This is a genomic window from Pseudomonas sp. 2FE (genome assembly GCF_005503735.1).
In the GTDB taxonomy this organism is placed as follows: Bacteria; Pseudomonadota; Gammaproteobacteria; order Pseudomonadales; family Pseudomonadaceae; genus Aquipseudomonas.
Genome location: NZ_SCMO01000001.1, coordinates 554158 through 572624, shown reverse-complemented (window position 1 = coordinate 572624; position 18467 = coordinate 554158). Strand labels below are relative to the sequence as shown.

The window sequence follows — 18467 nt, the reverse complement described above, 5'->3', positions numbered from 1 at the left end:
GTCGCCCGCCGTGGCAGTTAGACAGACCAACGGCGGGGCGAAACTGTGATGGGCTTGGTGCAATATCTCAGGACTTGGAGCTGGCCAAAAAGGGCGCCAGACGCCGCCCCATCTCCTCGCCCAACGCCTGCAAACCACTCAGGGGCCGAATCATCACCTCGAAATCGACAATCTTGCCGTCGTCATCGAAGCGAATCAGGTCGATACCCTTGAGCTGACGGTCACCGACGCGGGCACTGAACTCCAGCACCACGCTCAGACCATCTTCGCTGAACAGCTGCCGGTGGTAAGCAAACCCCTCGAACACCTGCGAGACCGTGTTCAGAATCAGCGTCACCAGCGGCGCACCGCTATAAGGTTTGAATGCCATCGGCGAACGAAACACCGCCTGCGGATGCAGCAAGGCCGGCAGAGCACGCAGATCCTGTTTTTCGAGCATGGCATGCCATTGCTCAAGCGTGACGGCAACAGCTGGGTTGGGCGATATAGCTAGCATGTGCAGCGTACCCCTTATGAAAAGCCTGAAGACCAACCATCGAGCCGTCATACCCAGCTTCGCGGGCACGACGGCTTATTCAGATTCAGATCATCTTAGAGTTCAGCGGCCAGGCGCGAACCCTGATTGATCGCCCGTTTGGCATCCAATTCAGCCGCCACATCGGCGCCACCGACCAGGTGCACGCTCTGCCCAGCGGCGACCAGCCCCTCCTGCAACTCACGCAGCGGATCCTGGCCGGCGCAGATGATCACGGTATCCACCGGCAGCACTTGCGGCTCACCCTCGGCGATGCGGATATGCAGACCGGCGTCGTCGATCTTCAGGTACTCGACGCTATTGAGCATCTGCACCTGCTTGTTCTTCAGGCCGGCACGATGAATCCAGCCAGTGGTCTTACCCAGGCCGTCGCCGACCTTGGACTTTTTCCGTTGCAGCAGGAACACCTCACGGGCCGGCGCATGCGGGTCGGCCTGGATGCCGGCAACCCCACCGCGAGCCTCCAGATCGGCGTCGATGCCCCACTCCTTCCAGAAGGCTTCGCGGTTCTGACTGGTGGCTTCGCCTTGGTGCACGATGAACTCGGAAACGTCGAAGCCGATGCCGCCGGCACCGATCACCGCCACCTTCTGCCCGACGGGCTTGCGCTCGAGGATGGCATCCAGGTAGCTGATCACCTTCGGGCTGTCGACGCCAGGAATGGCTGGTGTGCGCGGCGCGATACCCGTGGCCAGGATGATCTCGTCGTAGCCGCCTTCGGCCAGCTCGGCGGCATCCACCCGAGTGTTCAAGCGCAGCTCGACCCCGGTAGTCTCCAGCTTGCGCTTGAAGTAGCGCAGGGTCTCGAAGAACTCTTCCTTGCCCGGCACGCGCTTGGCCACGTTGAACTGGCCGCCGATCTCGCTGGCGGCATCGAACAAGGTCACCTGATGGCCACGCTCGGCCGCCACGGTGGCGGCGGACAACCCAGCCGGGCCGGCACCGACCACGGCGATCTTCTTCACCGTCAGGGTCTTTATGTAGTTCAGCTCGGTCTCATGGCAGGCCCGCGGGTTGACCAGGCAACTGGTCAGCTTGCCGCCGAAGGTGTGATCCAGGCAGGCCTGGTTGCAGCCGATGCAGGTGTTGATCTCGTCGCTGCGACCTGCGGCGGCCTTGTTGACGAAGTCCGGGTCGGCCAGGAACGGACGCGCCATGGAGACCATGTCGGCGTCGCCTTCGGCCAGCACCTGCTCGGCGACTTCCGGAGTGTTGATGCGGTTGGTGGTGATCAGCGGGATGCCGACCTCACCGCGCAACTTGGCGGTAACCTTGGTGAACGCGGCACGCGGCACCTTGGTGGCGATGGTCGGGATACGCGCTTCGTGCCAGCCGATACCGGTGTTGATGAGGGTGGCGCCGGCCTGTTCGATGGCCTTGGCCAGCAGCACGATCTCGTCCCAGGTGCTGCCACCTTCCACCAGATCGAGCATCGACAGGCGATAGATGATGATGAAGTTCGCCCCGACCGCCTCGCGCACGCGGCGGACGATCTCCACCGGCAGGCGCATGCGGTTCTCGTAGCTGCCGCCCCAGCGGTCGGTACGCTGGTTGGTATGCGCGGCGAGGAACTGGTTAATGAAATAACCTTCCGAGCCCATGATCTCGACGCCGTCGTACTCGGCCACCTGGGCCAGGCTGGAACAGGTGACGAAATCCTGGATCTGCTTCTCGATACCCTCCTCGTCCAGCTCTTTGGGCTTGAACGGGTTGATCGGCGCCTGGATCGCGCTCGGCGCCACCGACTTCGGGCTGTAGGCATAACGGCCGGCATGCAGGATCTGCATGCAGATCTTGCCGCCCGCCTCGTGCACCGCCTGGGTGACGATCCTGTGCTTTTGCGCCTCTTCCTCGGTGGTCAGCTTGGCCGCACCGGAATACACCCCACCCTCGACGTTCGGGCCGATACCGCCGGTCACCATCAGGCCCACGCCGCCACGCGCACGCTCGGCAAAATAGGCCGCCATGCGCTCGAAGCCGTTGGGCTTTTCTTCCAGGCCGGTGTGCATGGAACCCATCAAGGTGCGGTTGCGCAGGGTGGTGAAACCCAGGTCAAGCGGGGCCAACAGGTGCGGATAGTGAGCGGCGGTCATAGGAGCTCCACAAGCAGTACATTCACGGGATGCCGCAGCCTCAGTAGCGGTTGTTGTCGAAACCGGGCAGCGATCAGTTATGCAGCAGACGATAGAGAGCTACCGAGCCCCACTCAATGATCCAAAGTGACAAGTTATTGATCGAAACGAGCAGCGCGACTTGGCAAGCACAGCCCAGCGTCCTACCCTAGACAGTGAATCCCGCACGCCTTTATCTCATGCGCAAACTACTCAGCTTCGCCGTCATCAGCCTCCTCATCGGCGCCATCAGCGCTTATGCCGTTTGGACCGGATTGCGTCCGAGCGGCCATTACCTGTCTGACCTGCGTAGCCAGGTCGTGCTCAACCAAGGCCAGCCAGGCGAGCGCGGCAACCTGCTCGGCATCCAGCCGGAGCTGTTCTCCGGCGATTATCAGAGTGTCGAGCTACTGCACCTGAAACTCGCCGCCTACCTGGAAAAAGCCCGCAGCGAAGGCCTGCTCAACCGCAAAACCATCGCCGTACTGCCGGAACACATTGGCACCTGGCTGATCGCGAGCGGAGAGAAGGCCGAGGTTTATCAGGCCAAAACAGTGAAAGAAGCCATGGCCTGGCTAGCCGCCAGCCATCCGCTGCAACTCGTCAGCGCCCTGCTTGCCGCGCAAGGCGAGGATCGTCTGGCCGACGCGCTGTTGCGCATGAAGGGTCAGGCCATGGCCCGCGACTACCAAGCCTTGTTTGGCGGTTTGGCCAAGGAGTTCGGCATCACCCTGGTAGCCGGCTCGATCGTGCTACCCGAGCCCCGGGTGGAAAACGGCACTCTGACGGTCGGCGCTGGCCCGCTGTACAACATCAGCCTGGTGTTCGGTAGCGATGGCGCACCACTCGGCCAGCCACAGCGCAAAAGCTTCCCGATTCGCGACGAACAAGGCTTTACCGCCGCCGCCCCGATTGCTGCGCTACAGGTGCTGGATACACCAGCCGGGCGCCTGGGCGTGTTGATCTGCGCCGACAGCTGGTACCCGGCCGGTTACGCCGAACTGGCCCGCAACGGTGTCGAGCTGCTGGCCGTACCGGCGTTTCTCACCGGCAATGGCCATTGGTCGAAGCCTTGGGGCGGCTACAATGGCGCCACGACGCCAGCCGACGTCAGCCTTAAACCCGGCGAACTGAGCGAAGGGGAAGCCTGGCAGCGCCTGGCCATGGCCGCTCGCCTCTCCAGCAGCGGCGCCCAGGCGGGTATCACCGTGTTCATGCGCGGCCAGTTGTGGGGCATGGGCAGCGATGGCCAAAGTTCGCTCGCCACGCCCGGCCAAAATAGTCTGGCTAGCGTTGGCCACGGCGCCCGCTTGATCAACCTCTGGCTGTAGGCCGATGAAACCCACGCGAGTACGTCTTGGCGACCTCTCGGTCGGTTTCGTCCACAGCCTGGCCGAGGCCGTACGCGCGCTTGCGCAAGACCCCGCACCGCTGCTCGACCAATATGGTCTGGATGCTGCGCGCCTGGCCGAGCCGCGGGCCAGGCTGTCGATCCCGCGTTATATGCGCCTGGGGCACGCCGCCATCCAGTTGACTGGCGACCCCAGCCTGGGCCTGTTGATGGGCCAACTGAACCGACTCAGCCAAGTTGGCCTGGCCGGTGTGACCGCCGCCCAAGCCCCGACCGTGCGGGAAGCCGCCCGCGCACTGATTCGCTTTGAACCCCTGTACGCCTACAACTATCGCGGCCAGTCGAGCTTGCATGAGGATGCCCAAGGTGCCTGGCTGCGCTTCTATTCGATCAACCCGTACAACGCCTACAACCGCTTTGTCGTGGACTCGGTACTGGCCAGCTGGACCTGCCAGCTGAGCAGCCTGGCCGGGCAAAAGCTGAACCTCGAAAAGGTCGAAATCGAATTCCCCGCCCCCAGCTACGCCGAGCGCTACGCCGAGGTGTTCGGCTGCCCGCTGGAGTTCGGTGCCAGCGTCAATCAGCTGCGACTGAACCAGGCCAACCTGGCATTGCGCAACCCCGAACACTGCCCGAGCACCTGGCGCCATCTGCTGGAAATCTGCGAACGCGAACTGGAACAACTGACCCGCACCCGCAGCCTGCGCGAGCGCATCAGCCAACTGCTCGGCCCGCTGCTGCATGGCCGTGAGCCCGACCTGGAAGAAGTCGCGGCACGCCTACAGCTCCCCACCTGGACGCTGCGGCGCAAGTTGGCGGAAGAAGGCACGCAGTACCGGGCGATTCTCAACGATACCCGCCGCGATCTGGCGATGGCCTATATCCGTGACACCGAACTGGCCTTTGGCGAGATCGCCTACCTGCTGGGCTTCGCCTCGGCGGAAGCCTTTCAGCGCGCGTTCAAACGCTGGAGCGGGCAAACCCCTGGCGAGTTCCGCCGTGCGCAACGGCAAACAGGCTAACGGGCCTCGTCACAACTCAGTGGCGTCTTCCACAGGCTCAGCAGGGTCCTCTTGCTCGCCAGCGCGGTACTCGAGGAGCTCTTCTTGATAGTCGTCCATTGGGTTACCTCTCGATCTGAAGACATGGGCCTAACAAAGACCCTAGCAAGCAGATTAAAGATCCCTGATGAACAAAAGATGAAACAAAATCGAAATATTGCAGGCAATAAAAAACCCCTAGGTTTTTCAACCTAAGGGCTTTCTAAGATGGCGCAGCGGACGGGACTCGAACCCGCGACCCCCGGCGTGACAGGCCGGTATTCTAACCGACTGAACTACCGCTGCGTGTCGGTTGGACTTGCGTCCAATGGAACTCTTTTAAACCTCTGACCAGCTCCACCCTGTAGGGCTTCACCCGTCTCAGGCCGACCGTGATCGAACCTGGAGAATATGGCGCAGCGGACGGGACTCGAACCCGCGACCCCCGGCGTGACAGGCCGGTATTCTAACCGACTGAACTACCGCTGCGCGTCGGTCGGACTTGCGTCCGAAATTCACAAGAGTGGTGGGTGATGACGGGATCGAACCGCCGACCCTCTGCTTGTAAGGCAGATGCTCTCCCAGCTGAGCTAATCACCCGCTGCTTGCGAGGCGCGAAATTTACGCGGGAGACGCACCTAAGTCAACACCCTACATAGAGTTTTTCTTCAAAGAGGGGTTTATCTCGGCAACCTTCGAGTTTGCCTCAGGCTGCCCGCGCAACCGACCACCATGCTCGCGCGACCCGATCAATGCGCTACGCGCAAGGTCAGGCGCGCGGCGACCCGACCCTCTTCGTCACGATCCAAGCCCGCCTCATCGATCCGCACGCCCTGCCCTTCGAGCAAGGCAAACCAGCGCAACAGCTGGGCAAAAGGTGCTGGCTGCAGGTTGACCTGCAGGCCGCCATCCCCCTCGCTGTCCAAACGCTCCACGGCCAGGTTCTGCTGCGCCGCACTGGCAGTAATCAGACCTTGCAGCTTCGCGGGGTCCAGGCTGACTTGGGGTTTGCTGTGCAGCGCACGGGCTAAAGGTGCCCGTGCCTGCAGATAGGCATTCAGCTCGCGCTGCTGCTCGAAAGCACTGCGCGCGGCGATCAGGCGTTGCTCGGCAGGGCGCCAGACACTCAGATAGAGCAGCAGCGCCAGCAAAAATAACGCCAGCAGGCTCAACGCCAGGCGCTCACGAGGGATAAGCGCGCGCCAGCGCTGTAACAACACGGAACGCTCCAGTTGCGCCGCGAAGGGATTTTTCAATGCACTCAAACCGCTCATCCTTAGCCTCCAATCACCAAGCGGGCACTAACCCCAGTCGCTTCACGGCTGGCTGACCCCAACTGCACCACCAATCCAGCCGCGATCAGGCGTTCACGCAACCGCTCCAGCGCGTCGAAACCCGGCGCCTGCACCTGCAGCGCCAAGTCGCCGCGGCTGTCACTGAAGTCCAACTGCTGCACACGCACCTGCGCGCCTTCGGCAATCAGCGCTCCGGCTGCCTGACCGAGCAGACTGAGCAAACGGCTCTGACTACCAGCAGCACCTTCGGCCAAATGCTGGTCGAACTGGGTACGCAGGTTGACCAGCTTAGTGTCCTCAGGAAACAGCTCGCGATAGAGCGCCACATTGGACGCGGCATAGACCTCGCTCTCGCGCTGCACTTGCCAGCTCTGCGCCACATTGAAGCCCCACTGCAGCACCAGCCACAGGCCAACCAAGCCCAGCACCGGGCGCCAACGCAGCCAATCCTCGGCTGACTCACGCGGCGCGAACTCGCCTTGGGCCAGGTTGCAGCCCGCAGTCTGGCTGGCCAACCAGAGATGCAGATCCGGCTCGCGCTGACACTCGCCAATCCCTGCCGGCAGCGCCTGCTCCGGCCGGGCATAGGCCATGTGCGGCAGCGGACAGACCGGCGCCAGCGACGGCCAATCCTCGGCGGCCAGCGCCATGCGCGTCGGCGTGACTCCACCGAGCAGCCAACGCTCATCCAGCCAGAGCAGTTGCGTACCTTGCGCCGGTAGCAGATCCGCGTCGACCTGAATCGTCGCCGGCCGGTTTTCCGCGCACAGCGTCAACCAACCCGCCAGCCAGCTACGGCGCACGGCGAACACCCGGTGCCGACCGTCCGCCAACTGCTCGCCCAGGGCCAGATGGAAGTGCTCGACCTCTTCAGCCAGCAGCTCCTCCACCGCAAACGGCAAGGCCTGGCGCAACCAACGGGACTTCTGGGTCGGCAGTTGCACAACGCAACTGGTCACCGCCTCCACCGGCAGCACCAGGCGCCAGGGCGCCCCCAGCTCCGCCACTGCCGCGCAAAAGGCTAGCTGCGTGCGGACGCCCGCCTGCACGCGACACACCACCAGCTCAGGATCCGCCGCCACACAGGCGGTCGGCGGCAGAAAGATAGACACCTGACTCATTGACCGGACTCCTTGATTGGCGCTGGCGCTGAACCAGCCTGCCCTAAATCACGCGCCAGTACCCGCAGGCGACCATCTTCAGCACGTTGCAAACTGCTCACCAGCACCTGACGACGATCACCCACTCGAACCTCGCTGACCACCTGAAAATAATTAGTGCCCACAGCCACGTCCTCCTTCTGCACACCGAGCCCAGCCAATGGCGCCAGACCGCGGAAGCTATCCGCACTGAGAAAACCCTCGCTACCCCGCATCGCCAGCAGACCTTGGGCAACGCTCGGCGTCAAACCATCGGCCAGGCTGGAAAGCACTAAGGCACTGGCAGTATTGACGTTTAGCGTAGCGTCTGCGGGTAATGCGCTGACATAAGGCAACAGCCGCCGGTAGTCCGCCTCATTCATGCCCAATAACAGGCGCAGCTCGGAGACATCGCGCAGCAGTTGATTGGCGGCTCGGTAGGCGGGCTTTGCCAGCAGGTATTGATTGTCCTCCGCGCCAAAGGCGCCGCTCGGTTCCTGGTCGACATCCAGCCAGTCCTGCAAGCGCTCGGCATAGGGCTGCTCGATATCCAGGCGCAACAACAAGCGGCGAAACTGCGCCACGGCCCTTGCATTGACCTGACCCTGGCGCACCAAACTGTTGAGATTGAAGCGCCCGCTCGGATCCTCGATACGCACCCGCAACTCCCCCCCTTCATCCAGCTTGAAGGGAGCCTGCGGTCGCGCCCACGCCTCACCCAGGTGATCCACCGGCTGGCGCGGATCACCCTGGCGCAAATCGCGCAGCAGGAGCGCCTTGGCTAACGTCTCGCCACCCATGGCATAATGCCAGGCCTGACGCACATTCAACAGGTTGGCACTGCTCCGAATGGCCAACTGCTGGCGCGCGATCAACCCGGCACAGACCACCGTCACCACGGCCACCACCAGCAGCACCGTGATCAAGGCGACTCCCCTTTGGCGCTTCATGAGCCGGCCTCCGCTTCGGGCTCGGGCGCTGGCTGCTCACCACCTTCGGTGCCTTCCTTGGCCGCATCCTTGGGCATATCCGGCAAGCGCAAGACACGCCGCAGCTCACCATAACGACGATGCTCCAGCACTAACTCGACAGCCCTCGGCAACTGCTGCAAACGCTGGTCTTCGGCGCCTTCGGCCGGCGGCCAGTTGTCCAACCAGCGCCCCTCGCGATCCAGGTAACGCAGAGCAAAGTGGGTAACCCCGTCCAGCGCCTGCTGCACGCGCGGCTGGCTGTCCTGGGCCTGATCCAACACCGTCCAGTAACGTCGCTGCCACTGTTCGCCACTCAACTCCCAGCGAACCCGCTGCAAGCGCGAACGTGGCGCCCCAATGGGGTTGCGCCAGCCATTCCGGGTGAACTCCAATGCCGTGCGATCCCCATCCTCGCCGAGTAAGGCCGCACGCGGCTCGCCAAACGGGTCGCGCACCGGCCGCGCCACCACCTGCAGCACATCGCGCTCGAAAGCCGCCATGGCGCGGATCAACTCGCGTAATTGCTGTTCCTGGACTCGTGTCGCAGTGTCGGTGCGCAGCACGCTGCTGAGCATGCGGTAAGTGCCCAACCCCAGCAGGGCGAAGATCGCGATGGCAATCAGCAACTCCAACAGCGTGAAACCCGCGGAACGCCTCATGGTTCAGCCCCGAGGAAGCCGGTCAGGCTTAATACCGCGCGCTCTTTCAGCTCGCCACGGGCACCGCGCTCACCGCTCAGCGCCACCCAGAGCGTGACCCGGCGCATCGTCGGCTCGCTGGTTGGCTCAATCAGGCTAAGCCACTCCCAGTGTCGCCCGGCATAGTCCAACTGACCCTGCGCGCGGCCATCGGCCGGCGGCGTTTCGGCCAGTTGCAGTTCGCTCAAACGATTGTCGGCAATCCACATGGCCAGGGTCTTGTCTTCCAGGCGTGCGGCCGTCTGCAAGCTACGCGAACTGGCGGTCAGCACGCTGGCCGCGACCAAGGCGAAAATGGCCAGCGCGACTAACACCTCAAGCAAGGTGAAACCCCGTGCGCGCGTCATCCGGCCCGACCCTTGAGCCCCTCTAGCTCGACTCTGGGCAAGCGGAAACCATCGCTGGACATCTGCAGCCGCAAGCCATCTTTGCGCCGTTCAGCCAGGCGCAAGCGAAAAGGACTGAGTTCGCCGCTCGAGAGAATCAGTAACTGCGGGGCTTGGTTTTTGGCTTTTTTATCGTCATCCGCAGCCGGTGTAGGCAAGTTCAAGGCTTCGCCATCTAACTCGAAGCTCAGCACCGCCCAACTCGGCAAGCGATGGGCAGCCTTATCCACTGCCAGCCACTTGCCCGTGATTTCGTCGTAGCGCAGCACTTGATAGGCCTCGGGGCTCAGTCGTAGACCGTACTCGCGGTTGTCCAATACCGCCTCGTCGGCTAACACGCCGATCAAGCCGGTCAGGCGCTCAGCCTCGTTGTTCAGTTCCCGCGCAGGCCCTGCGATGCCGGTGCTGAGCACGGCCAACCCAACCAGGCTGCCGAGGATCACCAGCACCACGAGCAGCTCGATCAGCGTGAATCCCCGCGAGCAGCGCATCGCGGCTTACAGATCCCAGTTGCCGATATCGGCATCGTGGTCGTCGCCGCCTTCCTTACCGTCGGCCCCGAGGGAATACAGATCGAAAGGACCTTTAGTGCCCGGCGCCAGGTATTGATAGGGATTGCCCCAAGGATCGACCGGCATCCGCTTGAGGTAGCCGTCCTTGTTCCAATTCTTCGCCGGAGGGTTGCCCGAGGGCTTGTTTACCAGGGCTTCGAGCCCTTGCTGGGTGTTCGGATAGGCGTAATTGTCCAGTTTGTACATATCCAGCGCGGCGGAGATGGCCTTGACATCACCCTTGGCCACAGTGACCTTGGCCTGATCCGGGCGGCTCATCACCTGCGGTACGATCAAGGCCGCGAGGATCCCGAGGATCACAACCACCACCATGATTTCGATCAGGGTAAAACCCTGTTGCTTGCGCACGTCCTTCACTTGCTTACCCCACCAGTTGATTCAACGACAAAATCGGCAGGAGGATGGCCAGCACGATCAACAGCACCACCACCCCCATAAACACCAGCATGAACGGCTCGAACAGCCCGACCAATAAGGCGACCTGCGCGCCCAGATCATTCTCCTGATTGCGTGCGGTACGCGCGAGCATTTGATCCAACTCGCCGGAGCGCTCGCCGCTGGCAATCATGTGCAGCATCATCGGCGGAAACTGGCCACTGGCCTCCAGTGCGCGAGTCAGGCTGCCGCCCTCGCGAACCTTCTGCGCGGCCAGCACCACTTCGGCGCGAATCACCCGGTTGGCGATCACCTGCGCGCCAATGCCGAGGGCTTCGACCAAGGGCACGCCACTCCGGGTGAGGATCGCCAGGGTCGAGGCGAAACGCGCGCAGTCGGTCGCCCGCACCAAGCGGCCAACCAAAGGCAGGCGCAACAGCAAGCCATGCCAACGCCGCTTGACCCGCTCATCGCGCAATGCCCAACGCAGCCCAAAGCCGCCGGCGAGCAGCAGCAAGACCAGCAACCAGCCCCAGGCTTTAACCGCGTCACTGAGTGCAATCAGACCGCGCGTCAGCGCCGGCAAGGTCTGCCCGGAGTCGACAAATACTCGCACCACATCCGGCACCACATAGCCCAGGAGAAAGGCAACGATGATCAGCGAGGTGACCATCAGGATCAGCGGATATAGCAAGGCCAACTGAATCTTCTGCCGCGACTGTTGGCGCTGCTCGGTGTAATCCGCCAGTTGCTCCAACACCGGGCCCAAATGCCCGGCGTGCTCACCGGCGGCGACCGTGGCGCGGTACAACTCGGGAAAGGCCGCGGGGAATTCTTTCAGGCTAGCGGCCAGACTATGGCCCTCCAGCACTCTGGCGCGCACGGCGAGCAGCATCGCCTCGATACGCGGCGCGGTGGATTGCGCAGCGGCGGCGCGCAAGGCTTCTTCGATCGGCAACCCGGCCTGAATCAGGGTGGCCAACTGCCGGGTCACCAACGCCAGGTCGCGGGCGGAAAGCCCACGAACGAAGCTGAAATGCCCGTCATTGCTGGCTTGCTCGCGAGTGCGGGTGGCCTTCACCTGCAAGGGCGCCAACTGCCGCTCACGCAGCAACTGCCGCACTTGGCGGGCGCTGTCGGCCTCCAGAACGCCTTTCTGCTGACGCCCCTTGGGGTCGAGGGCGAGGTACTCGAATGCGGCCATGATGGTTCCTAGATCACTCTTCCCGTGTCACGCGCAGCACTTCTTCCAGGGTAGTCGTCCCCTCCAGCACCTTACGCCGGCCATCCTCACGAATGCTCGGCCCAAAGCGGCGCGCATGTTGGATCATTTCCTGCTCGGAAGCGGCGTTGTGCACCAAGGTGCGCAGATGGTCATCGAACACCACCAGTTCATAGATACCGGTACGCCCGCGATAGCCCTGCTGCTTGCACTCGGCGCAGCCACGGGCATGCTGGATCAGCGGTGGCTGCGCACTGTCGACGCCCAGCAGCGCACACTCCGCGGCATCGGCGGGGTAAGCCTCTTTGCAATGCGGGCAGAGCACGCGCACCAGGCGCTGGGCGAGCACTCCCAACAGCGAAGACGACAACAGGAACGGCTCGACGCCCATATCTACCAGCCGGGTAATGGCACCGATGGCGCTGTTGGTATGCAGGGTGGAGAGCACCAAGTGGCCGGTCAGCGACGCCTGCACGGCGATCTGCGCGGTTTCCTTGTCGCGTATTTCACCGACCATCACCACGTCCGGGTCCTGGCGCAAGATGGCGCGCAAGCCGCGAGCGAAGGTCATATCGACCTTGGGGTTGACCTGGGTTTGGCCGATGCCTTCCAGGTGGTATTCGATCGGATCTTCGACCGTGAGAATGTTCCGCGTACGGTCGTTGAGGCTGACCAAGCTGGCGTACAGCGTGGTGGTCTTACCCGAGCCGGTGGGGCCGGTGACCAGCAGAATCCCGTGGGGTTTGCGCACGGTTTCTTCCATCAGCTCGCGGTCACGCGCGCACATGCCTAAATGCTGCAGGGTCAGGCGCCCGGCCTGCTTATCGAGCAAGCGCAGCACCACCCGCTCGCCATTCGCCGAAGGCAGAGTGGACACCCGAATATCCACCTCGCGCCCACCCACCCGCAGCGAAATCCGCCCGTCCTGCGGTACACGCTTCTCGGCAATATCCAGCCGCGCCATGACTTTGATCCGCGACACCAGCAATGCTGCCAGCTCGCGCTTGGGTTCCAACACTTCACGCAAAATACCGTCGATCCGGAAGCGTACGACCAAGCGTTTCTCGAAGGTTTCCAGGTGGATATCGGAAGCGTTTTCCTTGATCGCCTCGCCGAGGATGGCGTTGATCAGGCGGATGATCGGCGCGTCATCCTCCTGCTCCAGCAAATCCTCGGTTTCTGGAATCTGCTCGGCCAGAGCAGCCAGGTCCATGCTGCCACCGATATCTTCGGCCAGCTGCATGGAGGCGGAATCGTGTTGGTAAGCATTGGCCAGGGCCAGTTCAAAGGCGTCGGCCGAGAGCGCGCGCAAGGGCAGACGCCGCCCGGCGAAACGCTGCGCTTCGACCAGAGCCACCAGTTCAACCGTGGGCCGGTGCCCCAGACAAGCCTGGTCGGACTCGACCATCAGCACCACACCATGGCGCCTGGCGAAACTGAATGGCAACCGGCGTAGCGGCGCCTCAGCAGGGAGAGCGTTCATATTGATCGGGCCTTCAAACGGTAATCTTGAGCGAGTATCACAGGCAAATTTGACCGGCGTACGTCACGACTCCGCATTTTTTTGTCGTTATCAATGCTCCCACTACGGGAGGGGTCACAGAGGTCTATCTTTAGCACATCAGACTATGGCACACACCCCCAAATTGGTTGCGGAGCCAAGCCTGCTAACTGCTATGATCGAGCCGCGATCCACACCACCAATAACAACAAATTCACGGAGTGACGCCCTTGCCCTTCCCTGGATCTCAGCGCTGGCTGCAATTGCAGGCCCCGACATTAGTCGGTGCCGCGCTGATCCTTGCCATGAGCCTAAGTTTAGCCTGGCAAACTACCGACTGGCTGCGCCTGCTGCGTGCTCCGACCCACTCCACCAGCACCGATACCCCGGCCGTGCTCGCAGCCCCTGCACTGGAACGCCTGGAACCCCTGTTCGGCACCAGCAGCCCGGCCAGCGATGCTCCACCACCGGCCACTAATCTGCGCTTAAGCTTGCATGGCAGCTTCGTACATGCCGATCCGCAACGCTCTAGCGCGATCATCCAGCGCGAAGGCAGCAAACCACAGCGCTATGCGGTCGGCGTCGAATTGAACCAAGGGGTGCGCCTGCATGCGGTCTATCGCGATCGCGTAGAGCTTGAACGCAACGGCCACCTGGAAAGCCTGCCCTTCCCCAGCCGCAAGAGCAGCGCAAACAGCGCTAGCGATACCGAAGCCGCACCCGCAGAAGACTCGGTCGATCAATTGTCGACGCTGCAAGAAGACAATGCCGCACAGCTGCGCGAACGCATGGACGCCCTGCGTCAACAGATGGATGCCGCCGGCACCCTGCCCGCCGCCGAACCCAATTCCACCGAACAGCCCACGGAAAGCGACTGACACGATGTCTCCAACCCTCTCTCGCCTGACTTTCGCCCTGCTCGCCACCGGCCTGATGGCCATGCCACTGCCGTCGAGTGCGGCGATCACACCCGCCTCAACAAGCGCCAACCAACAGGAGGAGCGCTGGACGATCAACCTGAAGGACGCCGAAATCCGCGAGTTCATCGACCAAATCGCCGAGATCACCGGCGAGACCTTCATCGTCGATCCACGGGTCAAGGGCCAGGTCAGCGTGGTGTCCAAGGCAGCACTGTCGCTGAGTGAGATCTATCAGCTGTTCCTCTCGGTGATGGCCACTCACGGTTTTAGCGTGATCACGCAAGGCGAACAGGCCCGCATCGTGCCCAACGCCGAAGCCAAGGCCGAAGCCGATGTCGGTCGCGCCGCGCCAAACCGCCTGGAAACCCGCCTGATCCAGGTGCAGCACGGCTCGGTGACGGAGCTGATTCCGCTGATCCGCCCACTCGTACCGCAATACGGTCACCTGGCCGCAGTGACCTCGGCCAACGCCCTGATCATCAGCGACCGCAGCGCCAATATCGCGCGCATCGAAGACCTGATCCATCAGCTCGACCAGAAGAGCGATCACGACTACAGCGTGCTCAACCTGCAGCACGCCTGGGTGATGGATGCCGCCGAAGCACTCAATGCCGCCCTCGCCCGCGGCCAGGCCAAAGGCGCCTCCGGTGCTCAGGTCATTGCCGATGCCCGCACCAACCGCCTGATCCTCCTGGGCCCGCCGGCTGCCCGCGCCAAGCTGGTGGCGCTGGCACAGTCTCTCGATACTCCCACCACGCGCTCGACCAACACCCGCGTGATCCGCCTGCGGCATAACGATGCCAAGGCGCTGGCACAGACCCTCGGGGAAATTTCCGAAGGGTTGAAAGCTCCAGCCGCCACCGGTGAAGCCGCCGGCAAGCCGCAGGACATCATGATTCGTGCCGATGAGAGCCTGAATGCCCTGGTTCTACTGGCCGAACCAGACCTGGTGGCGACGCTAGAGGACATCGTCCGCCAGCTCGATGTACCGCGCGCGCAGGTGTTGGTGGAAGCGGCCATCGTCGAGGTATCCGGCGATATCACCGACGCCCTCGGCGTGCAGTGGGCAGTGGATGCCCGCGGCGACACCGGCGGACTCGGCGGGGTCAACTTCCGCGGCACCGGACTGTCGGTCGGTTCCGTGCTGCAAGCCATTCAAGACACTAAGAATGACGTAGACAATCCGCTGCTGAACACCCTGCCGGATGGCGCGATCATTGGCATCGGCACCGACCACTTTGCGGCGTTGATCACCGCGCTGTCAGCCAACAACAACAGCAACCTGCTGTCCACCCCGAGCCTGCTGACCCTGGACAACCAGAAGGCGGAAATCCTGGTCGGGCAAAACGTGCCCTTCCAGACCGGCACCTTCACCACCGATGCATCCGGGGCTAACAACCCTTTCACCACCATCGAGCGCCAGGATATCGGCGTCACCCTCAAGGTCACCCCACACATCAACGAAGGCGCCTCCCTGCGCCTGGAGATCGAGCAGGAGATCTCCTCCATCGCCCCCGCCGCCACCCTCACCGCTCAGGCGGTGGACCTGATCACCAACAAGCGCTCGATCAAGAGCACCATCCTCGCCGAAGATGGCCAGGTCATAGTGCTCGGCGGGCTGATTCAGGACGACATCACTAAGACCGACTCGAAAGTCCCGCTGCTGGGCGATATCCCCTGGCTGGGCCGGCTGTTCCGCTCGACCAGGGACCAGCACGTCAAGCGCAACCTGATGGTCTTCCTACGCCCCAGCGTGGTCCGCGACGGTGCCGGTCTGGCGGCCTTGTCCGGGAAGAAATACAGCGACATCCGCGTGCTCGGCGACCAAACCAACACGACTCGCCCGAGTCTTCTGCCGCACAACCCCGGACAGCTGTTCGACGGCCATGGCGACTCGGCGATCGACCTGCGCCAATAGTCGAGCCGCGCCACCAACAGGCGCATAAAAAACGGGCGGCGTGCCTTTCAGCGACGTCGCCCGTTTTTTTATGGGGTACGACTCAAGCTTTTTTAATCAAGCCAACGATAAACAACAACACTACCGCACCGATCACCGCCGTGAGCAGTGAGCCAATCACCCCTCCACCCGCCGACACACCGAGATAGCTGAACAAGTGCCCACCGATTACCGCGCCGACTATCCCCACCACCAGATTGCCGACCAGACCAAAACCGCCACCGCGCATCAACTTACCGGCAATCCAGCCGGCGACAGCGCCAATAATCAAGAACAGTATCAGGCTCATGTGCGCCCCTTCATCTGTGGTTAGTCCTACAAGACTAGACCTTGCTCAAGCAGGTGCGCTGCCGACATGTCTGGGATGGGCTCGCGGGCGTCCCTGGCTGGGGCACAGCTCAGAGATAAATCATCTTGCGCGTCATCCCACCGTCGACCACCAACTCCTGCCCGGTGACGAAGCCGGCGTTGCCCGACAGGAGCCAGGCGACCAACGCGGCGATGTCCTCGACAGTGCCCACCCGGCCGGATGCTGGGCATGCTCGAGATCGGACAGCGGTGCGGTGCGGCGCGCGGAAAGATCGCGCGCGTCGATCCATCCGGGGCTGACCGCGTTAACCTGCACCTCTGGGCCGAGACTGGCCGCCAGCGCGTGCGTCAGTGCCAGCAGGCCGCCTTTGCTGGCCGCGCAAGCTTCCGAGTCCGGCTCGGACTGCTGAGCGCGGGTAGAGGTGAGATTGACGATAGAGCCGTAATGAGCGCGCAGATAAGGCGCGCAATACTTGGCCAACAACAGCGGGCCGCCGAGATTGACCGCCAACACCCGATTCCACTGATTCAACTCGAGACTTTCCAGCGGCGGGTTATGCGGCTCGGCGATGGCGGCGTTGTTGATCAGCGCATCGAGGCGGCCGAACTGGCCAAGCACTTCGGCCACCCCGACCACCACCTGGCTTTCCTGGGAGACGTCCATCGCGACGAACCAGGCGTTATCCCCCAAGGCCTTGGCTACCTTGGAGCCACGCACGCGGTCGGTATCGGCCAACACCACCTGCCAACCTTCGGCGATCAGTCAGGCCGCGATGCCCAAACCAAGGCCGCGCGCCGCACCGGTGACTAGCGCAACTCTGCCGTTATTCGGGGCCGCACGCTCCACTTCCCACTCAATCACAAAGCCGCTAGACCACGCACCAGGTCGGCCTTGAGGTCGGCCACATCTTCCAGACCCACGGCAACGCGGATCAGGCTGTCACGAATACCCGCAGCCGCGCGTTCTTCCGGCGACAGACGCCCATGCGAGGTGGTGCTCGGGTGAGTAATGGTGGATTTGCTGTCACCCAGGTTGGCGGTGATGGAAAGCAGGCGGGTGGCGTCGATAAAGCGCCAGGCACCGTCCTTGCCACCCTGCACCTCGAAACTAACCACCGCGCCGAAGCCGCTCTGCTGGCGCTTGGCCAATTCATGCTGCGGATGACTGGCTAAACCGGCGTAATGCACCTTCTCAATCCCGGGCTGCTGCTCCAGCCACTCGGCCAGAGCCTGGGCGCCGGCACAATGGGCTTGCATCCGCAGGCGCAGGGTTTCCAGGCCCTTGAGGAACACCCAGGCATTGAACGGGCTGAGCGTCGGCCCAGCGGTACGCAGGAACCCCACGACTTCTTTCATCTGCTCGCTACGACCCGCCACTACGCCGCCCAGGCAACGCCCCTGGCCGTCGATGAACTTGGTCGCCGAGTGCACAACGATATCCGCCCCCAGGGCCAACGGCTTTTGCAGCACCGGTGTGCAGAAGCAGTTGTCCACGACCAGCGAGGCGCCATGGCTATGCGCCACCTCGGCCAAGGCCGCAATATCCACCAGTTCGGCCAGCGGATTGGACGGTGACTCGACGAACAGCAGCTTGGTATTGGGCTTGCAGGCTTTTGCCCAGGCAGACAGGTCCGCCAGCGGCACGTAGTCGACCTGCACAGCGAAACGCTTCAGGTACTTCTCAAACAAGCTGATGGTCGAGCCAAATACGCTGCGCGAAACCAGTACGTGATCGCCCGCACTACAGAGGGCCATCACCGTGGCCAGAATGGCCGACATGCCCGAGGCCGTCGCTACAGCCTGTTCGGCACCTTCCAGCGCGGCGATACGCTCTTCGAAAGCGCGCACCGTCGGGTTGGTGTAACGCGAGTAGACGTTGCCCGGCACCTCGCCAGCAAAGCGCGCAGCCGCATCCGCGGCGGTGCGAAAGACATAGCTGGAGGTGAAGAACAACGGCTCACCGTGTTCGCCCTCCGGCGTGCGGCGTTGGCCGGCGCGTACCGCCAGGGTGTCGAAACCTACACCTTCGAGGTCGCTGTCCAGCCGGCCGGCATCCCAATCCTCTGTCATGCCGCTACTCCGTCA

General features: G+C 63.0%; 17 protein-coding genes, 3 tRNA genes and 1 pseudogene. 4 read left to right on the top strand and 17 right to left on the bottom strand.

Annotation, left to right across the window (positions count from 1 at the left end; genetic code table 11):
• Positions 1-67: 67 nt before the first annotated feature.
• Together FFS12_RS02800 and FFS12_RS02795 are read right to left on the bottom strand one after the other, a co-directional pair.
• The gene (locus FFS12_RS02800; protein ID WP_137817938.1) at positions 68-496 is read right to left on the bottom strand and encodes a nuclear transport factor 2 family protein; all 429 of its coding nucleotides are present in this window, start codon (positions 494-496) and stop codon (positions 68-70) included.
• Between the two features lie 95 nt (positions 497-591).
• The gene (locus FFS12_RS02795) at positions 592-2628 is read right to left on the bottom strand and encodes an NADPH-dependent 2,4-dienoyl-CoA reductase (RefSeq protein ID WP_137885426.1); all 2037 of its coding nucleotides are present in this window, start codon (positions 2626-2628) and stop codon (positions 592-594) included.
• 218 nt (positions 2629-2846) lie between these two features.
• Between FFS12_RS02795 and FFS12_RS02790 the strand changes: the two genes are divergently transcribed.
• Together FFS12_RS02790 and FFS12_RS02785 are read left to right on the top strand one after the other, a co-directional pair.
• On the top strand, positions 2847-3977 hold the full coding sequence (locus FFS12_RS02790; RefSeq protein ID WP_137885425.1) for a carbon-nitrogen hydrolase family protein: 1131 nt from the start codon (positions 2847-2849) through the stop codon (positions 3975-3977).
• A 4-nt stretch (positions 3978-3981) separates the two neighbouring features.
• The gene (locus FFS12_RS02785; RefSeq protein ID WP_137885424.1) at positions 3982-5019 is read left to right on the top strand and encodes an AraC family transcriptional regulator; all 1038 of its coding nucleotides are present in this window, start codon (positions 3982-3984) and stop codon (positions 5017-5019) included.
• 247 nt (positions 5020-5266) lie between these two features.
• Here the strand turns inward: FFS12_RS02785 and FFS12_RS02780 are convergent.
• From FFS12_RS02780 to gspE, 12 genes are all read right to left on the bottom strand, one after another.
• Positions 5267-5343, bottom strand: a tRNA-Asp gene (locus tag FFS12_RS02780).
• Between the two features lie 106 nt (positions 5344-5449).
• Positions 5450-5526, bottom strand: a tRNA-Asp gene (locus FFS12_RS02775).
• A gap of 35 nt (positions 5527-5561) precedes the next feature.
• A tRNA-Val gene (locus FFS12_RS02770) sits at positions 5562-5637 on the bottom strand.
• Between the two features lie 149 nt (positions 5638-5786).
• A complete protein-coding gene (locus FFS12_RS02765; RefSeq protein ID WP_137885423.1) occupies positions 5787-6311 on the bottom strand; it encodes a type II secretion system protein M in 525 nt (174 codons plus the stop codon).
• A gap of 2 nt (positions 6312-6313) precedes the next feature.
• Positions 6314-7453: a type II secretion system protein GspL gene (gene gspL, locus FFS12_RS02760; RefSeq protein WP_137885422.1), complete on the bottom strand. Its 1140-nt coding sequence runs from the start codon at positions 7451-7453 to the stop codon at positions 6314-6316.
• Complete coding sequence (gspK, locus tag FFS12_RS02755; RefSeq protein ID WP_137885421.1) at positions 7450-8421, bottom strand: type II secretion system minor pseudopilin GspK; 972 nt, start codon at positions 8419-8421, stop codon at positions 7450-7452. The genes gspL and gspK overlap by 4 nt, the downstream gene beginning before the upstream one ends.
• Complete coding sequence (gene gspJ, locus FFS12_RS02750; RefSeq protein ID WP_137885420.1) at positions 8418-9101, bottom strand: type II secretion system minor pseudopilin GspJ; 684 nt, start codon at positions 9099-9101, stop codon at positions 8418-8420. Before gspJ ends, gspK begins: the two co-directional genes overlap by 4 nt.
• The gene (gene gspI, locus FFS12_RS02745; RefSeq protein WP_137885419.1) at positions 9098-9487 is read right to left on the bottom strand and encodes a type II secretion system minor pseudopilin GspI; all 390 of its coding nucleotides are present in this window, start codon (positions 9485-9487) and stop codon (positions 9098-9100) included. Before gspI ends, gspJ begins: the two co-directional genes overlap by 4 nt.
• Complete coding sequence (gene gspH / locus FFS12_RS02740) at positions 9484-10017, bottom strand: type II secretion system minor pseudopilin GspH (RefSeq protein ID WP_137885418.1); 534 nt, start codon at positions 10015-10017, stop codon at positions 9484-9486. Before gspH ends, gspI begins: the two co-directional genes overlap by 4 nt.
• Before the next feature lie 6 nt (positions 10018-10023).
• Complete coding sequence (gene gspG, locus FFS12_RS02735) at positions 10024-10410, bottom strand: type II secretion system major pseudopilin GspG (RefSeq protein ID WP_137885825.1); 387 nt, start codon at positions 10408-10410, stop codon at positions 10024-10026.
• A gap of 49 nt (positions 10411-10459) precedes the next feature.
• Positions 10460-11677, bottom strand: coding sequence for a GspF family T2SS innner membrane protein variant XcpS (xcpS, locus tag FFS12_RS02730; protein WP_137885417.1), 1218 nt, complete (start codon positions 11675-11677; stop codon positions 10460-10462).
• A gap of 13 nt (positions 11678-11690) precedes the next feature.
• A complete protein-coding gene (gene gspE, locus FFS12_RS02725) occupies positions 11691-13178 on the bottom strand; it encodes a type II secretion system ATPase GspE (RefSeq protein ID WP_137885416.1) in 1488 nt (495 codons plus the stop codon).
• A gap of 323 nt (positions 13179-13501) precedes the next feature.
• Between gspE and FFS12_RS02720 the strand changes: the two genes are divergently transcribed.
• Together FFS12_RS02720 and gspD are read left to right on the top strand one after the other, a co-directional pair.
• On the top strand, positions 13502-14074 hold the full coding sequence (locus FFS12_RS02720; RefSeq protein WP_137885415.1) for a type II secretion system protein N: 573 nt from the start codon (positions 13502-13504) through the stop codon (positions 14072-14074).
• Positions 14075-14078: 4 nt separating this feature from the next.
• On the top strand, positions 14079-16034 hold the full coding sequence (gene gspD / locus FFS12_RS02715) for a type II secretion system secretin GspD (RefSeq protein ID WP_137885414.1): 1956 nt from the start codon (positions 14079-14081) through the stop codon (positions 16032-16034).
• An 82-nt stretch (positions 16035-16116) separates the two neighbouring features.
• Here gspD and FFS12_RS02710 read toward each other — a convergent pair whose 3' ends face one another.
• The 3 genes and pseudogenes from FFS12_RS02710 to FFS12_RS02700 all read right to left on the bottom strand — a co-directional run bounded on the left by FFS12_RS02710 (position 16117) and on the right by FFS12_RS02700 (position 18452).
• Positions 16117-16362, bottom strand: coding sequence for a GlsB/YeaQ/YmgE family stress response membrane protein (locus FFS12_RS02710; RefSeq protein WP_137885413.1), 246 nt, complete (start codon positions 16360-16362; stop codon positions 16117-16119).
• Between the two features lie 109 nt (positions 16363-16471).
• Positions 16472-17100: pseudogene (locus FFS12_RS02705) on the bottom strand (SDR family oxidoreductase).
• A gap of 140 nt (positions 17101-17240) precedes the next feature.
• Entirely contained in the window at positions 17241-18452 is a 1212-nt protein-coding gene (locus FFS12_RS02700) for an O-succinylhomoserine sulfhydrylase (RefSeq protein ID WP_137885412.1), read from the bottom strand.
• Between the last annotated feature and the right edge of the window lie 15 nt (positions 18453-18467).

Excerpts from the sequence above, each read along its gene's own strand:
- FFS12_RS02800 (WP_137817938.1), bottom strand. The coding sequence starts at position 496 with ATGCTAGCTATATCGCCCAACCCAGCTGTTGCCGTCACGCTTGAGCAA.
- FFS12_RS02795 (WP_137885426.1), bottom strand. The coding sequence starts at position 2,628 with ATGACCGCCGCTCACTATCCGCACCTGTTGGCCCCGCTTGACCTGGGT.
- FFS12_RS02790 (WP_137885425.1), top strand. The coding sequence starts at position 2,847 with ATGCGCAAACTACTCAGCTTCGCCGTCATCAGCCTCCTCATCGGCGCC.
- FFS12_RS02785 (WP_137885424.1), top strand. The coding sequence starts at position 3,982 with ATGAAACCCACGCGAGTACGTCTTGGCGACCTCTCGGTCGGTTTCGTC.
- FFS12_RS02765 (WP_137885423.1), bottom strand. The coding sequence starts at position 6,311 with ATGAGCGGTTTGAGTGCATTGAAAAATCCCTTCGCGGCGCAACTGGAG.
- gspL (WP_137885422.1), bottom strand. The coding sequence starts at position 7,453 with ATGAGTCAGGTGTCTATCTTTCTGCCGCCGACCGCCTGTGTGGCGGCG.
- gspK (WP_137885421.1), bottom strand. The coding sequence starts at position 8,421 with ATGAAGCGCCAAAGGGGAGTCGCCTTGATCACGGTGCTGCTGGTGGTG.
- gspJ (WP_137885420.1), bottom strand. The coding sequence starts at position 9,101 with ATGAGGCGTTCCGCGGGTTTCACGCTGTTGGAGTTGCTGATTGCCATC.
- gspI (WP_137885419.1), bottom strand. The coding sequence starts at position 9,487 with ATGACGCGCGCACGGGGTTTCACCTTGCTTGAGGTGTTAGTCGCGCTG.
- gspH (WP_137885418.1), bottom strand. The coding sequence starts at position 10,017 with ATGCGCTGCTCGCGGGGATTCACGCTGATCGAGCTGCTCGTGGTGCTG.
- gspG (WP_137885825.1), bottom strand. The coding sequence starts at position 10,410 with ATGGTGGTGGTTGTGATCCTCGGGATCCTCGCGGCCTTGATCGTACCG.
- xcpS (WP_137885417.1), bottom strand. The coding sequence starts at position 11,677 with ATGGCCGCATTCGAGTACCTCGCCCTCGACCCCAAGGGGCGTCAGCAG.
- gspE (WP_137885416.1), bottom strand. The coding sequence starts at position 13,178 with ATGAACGCTCTCCCTGCTGAGGCGCCGCTACGCCGGTTGCCATTCAGT.
- FFS12_RS02720 (WP_137885415.1), top strand. The coding sequence starts at position 13,502 with ATGAGCCTAAGTTTAGCCTGGCAAACTACCGACTGGCTGCGCCTGCTG.
- gspD (WP_137885414.1), top strand. The coding sequence starts at position 14,079 with ATGTCTCCAACCCTCTCTCGCCTGACTTTCGCCCTGCTCGCCACCGGC.
- FFS12_RS02710 (WP_137885413.1), bottom strand. The coding sequence starts at position 16,362 with ATGAGCCTGATACTGTTCTTGATTATTGGCGCTGTCGCCGGCTGGATT.
- FFS12_RS02700 (WP_137885412.1), bottom strand. The coding sequence starts at position 18,452 with ATGACAGAGGATTGGGATGCCGGCCGGCTGGACAGCGACCTCGAAGGT.